Below are 1640 nucleotides of genomic sequence, written 5' to 3'. Positions count from 1 at the left end.
AGCGGCAGATAGACCACGCCGTTCTGGTAGGCGTAAACCGTGCCGCTGCCATCGACCAGCTGGCCGTTGGCGTTCAGCGCCAGCTGCAACTGGCTGGCGCCTTCCGTCACCGTCAGGCTGCCGTGGTTGCTCAGCGCCTGCTGGTCATTGCTGTCCAGCGCCACGCTGCCGACCAAGGTGCTGGACGACAGCGTCAGCGGCGTCGGCGCGGTGCCGGCCGGGGCGCCCGCCGGCGTCAGGCCGACCTGCAGCACGGCGTTGCCGCCCTGATCCCAAAACACGATCTGGATGGCGTGCAGATTGCCGGCGGTGGCGCCGAGCGTCAGCGCGACATCGTGCTCGGTCTGCGCCTCATTGCCGGCGAACTGGCTGACCACCTGGCCATCGACGATGATCTGGAAACCGTCGTCGGCGTTGACGTTGAGGGTGTAATTGCCGGCGGCGGCGCTGAAGGCGCCGTTCAAGGTCAGGATCGATTGCGTGGTGACGCCGTAACTGCTGGCCAACTGCAGATTGGAGGCATTGCCGCCGAGGAAGGCATTGAGGTTGGCCAGCGAATTGCCGAGGTTGTTGCCGAAGTCGGTGTTGCCATGCCAGACGCCGTTCTGATCGCCAAAGTTCAAGGCGGTGGCGATGAAGCTGGCGGTGGGGCTGTGGTTGGTCAGGTCGGCCAGCACGGTGGACAGTGCGGTCTGGCCGCTGACGGGGCTGGAGATATGGCTGTCGTTGAGGCCGTACAGCAGAGCGGTCAGGCCATTGGGCTGGAAGCTGATAGCCGGGGTGTCCGGCGGCACCACATCCAGCGTGCCGCTGTCCGAGCCGGCGGCGGAGACATTGCCCAAGGCGTTGGTTTGGGTGGCGGATACGCTGACCGATTGGCCGTTGGCTGGCTCCGGGATGCCGAGGCTCAGCACGCCGCCCGCGTAGCTGGCGCTGACGGCCGGGTTGCTGCTGGTGACCGAGCCGTCGCTGTGGACGGTGAGGCTGCTGCTCGCGCCGCCATCGCTGATCGAAACCTGGGCGCTGCCGCCGCTGCTGAGGCTGTTCGAGTCCAGCGCGACGGTGGCCTGCACCTGGCCATGGGCCAGGTCGGTCGGGCCGATCAAACCGTTCGGGTCGAGGTGTTCGGCCACGGTGACGGTGGGCGCGGCGGGCGCGGTCAGGTTCAGCGTGCCGCTGGCGCTGCCGCTGCTGGAGGCATGGCCGAGGCTGTCGGTCTGAGTGGCGCTGATGCTGACCGCCTGGCCATTGGCCGGCGGGACGATGGCCAGCGTCACCGTGCCGTCGGCATAGCTGGCGCTGACGGCGCTGGACGAACTGCTGACCACGCCGGCGCTGTTGATGGTGACGGAGCTGCTGGCGCTGCCATCGTGGATGGTCAGCGTGGCGAAACCGTTATGGGCCAGGCTGACGGGATCGAGCGCGACGGTAGCCTGCACCTTGCCGCCGGCCAGGTCACTGACGCCGATCTGATCGCCCTGGGCTGTGTGCTCGGTCAGCGTGACAGTCGGGGCCGCCGGCGGCGCGTAACTGGCGGAGGCGTTCAACGAGACATTGCCGACGCCGTCGGTGACGGTGGCGGCGAGCGTGGCGGCGCTGCCGCTCAGCGGCAGATAGACCACGCCGTTCTGGTAGGCGTA

General features: G+C 68.0%; 1 protein-coding gene. It reads right to left on the bottom strand.

The genetic code is table 11. The features are described 5' to 3' along the window. Window positions 1-1640 (bottom strand): PA14 domain-containing protein (locus tag C2134_RS01635; protein ID WP_146042056.1); only part of this gene is annotated, 1640 nt, incomplete at both ends.

Origin of the sequence: Chromobacterium sinusclupearum, assembly GCF_002902845.1 — a bacterium.
Classification (GTDB): domain Bacteria; phylum Pseudomonadota; class Gammaproteobacteria; order Burkholderiales; family Chromobacteriaceae; genus Chromobacterium; species Chromobacterium sinusclupearum.
This window is presented reverse-complemented; position numbering and strand designations above follow the sequence as displayed.